Source organism: Microbispora sp. NPDC046933, from assembly GCF_040644635.1.
Lineage (GTDB): Bacteria > Actinomycetota > Actinomycetes > Streptosporangiales > Streptosporangiaceae > Microbispora.
Genome location: NZ_JBEYWW010000092.1, coordinates 1 through 3,046, shown reverse-complemented (window position 1 = coordinate 3,046; position 3,046 = coordinate 1). Strand labels below are relative to the sequence as shown.

The window sequence follows — 3,046 nt, the reverse complement described above, 5'->3', positions numbered from 1 at the left end:
GCACCCTTGTGATCGTCCTGGCGGTGGCGCTCGTGCCCGAGGGCGGCCGGCCCGCCGTACAGGTGTGGGCCGAGTCCGCCGGGATGATGGACCGCCGCGCCGTGACGTCCCGCCTGCCGGGCCGCCCGTCGTGTCGTCGCCTCCGGGATCGCCCGGCCTGCCGGGACGGCCGGGCCTCGGCGGCCCGTCCTGGCGGGACGGCCGCCCCGAGGAGCCCGGGCTCCTCCTGTCACCGCCCGGGCCCTGGCCACCGCCTCGCCCGCTCGGACCCCCGCGGCCGGGACCCGGGTTCCGGCCGCTGTCTCTCACCGGTCCGTGCCCTCCTTCTGGGCCTGCTCCTGCGCCGCGTCGCCTACTCGGATGAAGTCCGGCGCGGACTTGTCCGGCTCGAGCTCCTGCGCCCTGGCCTGCTCGTCCAGCACGCCGGGCTGCGTCCACTGGCGGAGCTGGTTCTCCTGCTCCGCGGCCTGCTCGTGCAGCTCGTCGATGCTCGACCGCAGGTCGCTCAGCCTGAACGAGTCCTGCGCGAGGACCGTGTTGAGCAGCAGGAGGGTCACCAGGCCGCCGCACATGAGGCCCACGACGAGCAGCACGAACGGAGCACGCGGCGGCCGCCGGAACGCCCGCCGCGCCATTGTGGCACGCGCGGATGCCGCCGGCCGGGTTTCCGAGCCGCCGCGCCGGGCGCGCCGCGGAGCCGTCACGACCTCGGTGAGGCTCCGGGCCTCACGGGACGGCGCGGGGCGGGTGGCCGTGCGGGATGCGGCCCTGCTCGAAGCGGGCGTGGGGGAAGCGGCGGGGGCGGCCGTACGCGCCCGGGCGCCGTCACGCTTCGGGGCCGTGACGGATCCCGCGGACGCCGCCGGGGCGCCACCAGGCCGGGCGGCCGGAGCCGCCTCGCCCCGGCGCGCGTCCGTACGGGTCCTCCGGGGAGCCGGAACCGCCTCACGGCGACGGCCCTCCGCGCCGCCGCGGGGAGCCGGGACGCCCTCGCGCAGGCGGTCGTCACCCGGCGTGGGCGCACCGGGGCGGACGCGGCGCTTGTCCGGAGCGGCGGCCGGCTCACCCGCCGTCGCGGCGGTCCGGCCCGGCGTGCGGCCGGGCACGCGGGGCGGCGCGGCCGTGCGCCCGGCCGCCCTCCTGCTCTCCTGCTCTGTCCTCATCCCTCGCGGATCCTCTCTGCCGCCCTCAAGCGGGCCGAGGCCGCCCGCGGGTTGCGGGCCACCTCCTCGTCGTCCGGGAGCTCCGCTCCCCTCGTCAGAAGGCGGAACCGGGGCTGGTGAGCCTCCAGTGGGACGGGCAGCCCGGGGGGGCTGGTGTCCCTGGTTCGCGCCGCGAGGACCCGCTTGGTGAGCCGGTCCTCCAGGGAGTGGTAGGCGAGCACGACCACGCGCCCGCCCAGCGCCAGCGCGTCGAGCGCGGCGGGGAGCGCGCGCTCGAGCGCCGACAGCTCTCCGTTCACCTCGATGCGCAGCGCCTGGAACGTTCTCTTCGCCGGGTTGCCCCCGGTCCGCCTCGTGGCGGCGGGTATCGCCGCGCGGACCAGGTCGGCAAGCCGTTTCGTGCTGGTGATGGGGTCCTTGGCGCGCTCCTTGACGATGAGGCTCGCGACGCGTGCCGCGAAGCGCTCCTCGCCGTAGTCGCGCAGGATGCGGGTGAGTTCCGCGGCGGAGTAGGTGTTCACAACGCGCTCGGCGGTGAGCTCCTGCTCGCGGTCCATCCGCATGTCGAGGGGGGCGTCGTAGGAGTAGGCGAAACCGCGCTCGGCCTCGTCGAGCTGAGGGGAGGACACGCCGAGGTCGAACAGCGCGGCGTTCACGCGGGGCCGTCCGGCGTCATGGAGCACGTCGGCCAGTTCGTCGGAGACGGCGCGCACGAGAGTGATCCGGTCCGCGTACGGCGCGAGCCGGGCGGTGGAGCGCTCGATGGCGGTGGGGTCGCGGTCGATGCCGACGAGGTGGAGGGAGGGGTGGGCGGCCAGAAGCGCCTCGGCGTGCCCGCCGAGACCGAGGTTGGCGTCCACGGCCACCGGCTCCGGTCCGGACAGCGCCGGAGCGAGCAACTCCAGCACGCGATCGAGCATGACCGGAACGTGACCACCCGGCTGACCGGGCTCGTGCGACAACGCTTCCAACCCCCATTTACGCCGCAGTACTCGCGGATTCGCGGCTGTGCCGCCGGTGACTACCCAACGGACCCCCACCCATGCCGGTTCCCGGGGAACCGACCCGTCCGGCCAGGTCCCCATCCGCGTCGCCGGCCGTGGCGTCTGACACCGGGGAAGGTGCATCAGCTGCCACATGGGAGCGGGTGGAGACCTCGCCGAACGTCACCGACGGGTCAATTGATCAAAAGAAAAGGAAAGGACCGATCTACAGAATCCCGGGCAGCACCTCCTCCGAAAGGTCGGAGAAGGCCTGCTCCTGGGCCTCCAGGTAGGTGTCCCATGCCTGGGCGTCCCAGATCTCCAGCCGCGTGTTGGCGCCGATCACGACGCAGTCACGTTCCAGCCCGGCGTACCGCCGCAGCGTCTGGGGAATCGTGATGCGTCCCTGCTTGTCCGGCACCTCGTCGGACGCGCTGGCGAAGAAGACACGGCTGTAGTCGCGGACCGCCTTCGCCGTCACCGGAGCGGTACGCAGGGCCTCGGTGATGCGCTGGAACTCCTCTACGGGGAAGACGTAGAGGCAGCGCTCCTGGCCTTTGGTGATCACCAGACCCTCCGCCAGCTCCTCGCGATACTTCGCCGGCAGGAACAGCCGTCCTTTGTCGTCGAGGCGCGGGTGGTGGGTGCCGAGGAACACCGGACCCACCTCCTGTGCCTTGTGGAGCGCTCAGTGCTATAGCCCCTGCCCTCCACTGCGCACCACCATACTCCACTTCTCCCCACCGTCAACTGATTCTGACCGTGTCGGCATTCAAAATGGGCGGCGTTTTCGCAGGTGAAATGGGGTGGCTCGGTGTGGGGCGCCGCGGCGCCCCCCCGCCCCCGCCCGGGCGTGTCGGCGCCCCGGAACCCCCCCCGCGGACGGGGGTCCCGGCGGCG

Annotated in this window: 3 protein-coding genes; all 3 read right to left on the bottom strand. The window is 73.6% G+C overall.

Going from position 1 to position 3,046, the window contains the following annotated elements:
• Positions 1–305 precede the first annotated feature (305 nt).
• The 3 genes from ABZ857_RS43955 to mraZ all read right to left on the bottom strand — a co-directional run bounded on the left by ABZ857_RS43955 (position 306) and on the right by mraZ (position 2,804).
• Positions 306–1,163 (bottom strand): hypothetical protein, encoded by an 858-nt coding sequence (locus ABZ857_RS43955; protein WP_357056874.1) that lies wholly within the window; start codon positions 1,161–1,163, stop codon positions 306–308.
• Positions 1,160–2,083, bottom strand: a complete 924-nt coding sequence (gene rsmH / locus ABZ857_RS43950; protein WP_357056871.1) for a 16S rRNA (cytosine(1402)-N(4))-methyltransferase RsmH — start codon at positions 2,081–2,083, stop codon at positions 1,160–1,162. Before rsmH ends, ABZ857_RS43955 begins: the two co-directional genes overlap by 4 nt.
• A gap of 289 nt (positions 2,084–2,372) precedes the next feature.
• Positions 2,373–2,804 carry a division/cell wall cluster transcriptional repressor MraZ gene (mraZ, locus tag ABZ857_RS43945; protein WP_079318531.1) on the bottom strand — a complete coding sequence of 144 codons (432 nt, stop codon included), beginning with the start codon at positions 2,802–2,804 and terminating at the stop codon, positions 2,373–2,375.
• Positions 2,805–3,046 lie beyond the last annotated feature (242 nt).

Coding starts and splice junctions, on each gene's coding strand:
- ABZ857_RS43955 (WP_357056874.1), bottom strand. CDS start 1,163: ATGAGGACAGAGCAGGAGAGCAGGAGGGCGGCCGGGCGCACGGCCGCG.
- rsmH (WP_357056871.1), bottom strand. CDS start 2,083: ATGCTCGATCGCGTGCTGGAGTTGCTCGCTCCGGCGCTGTCCGGACCG.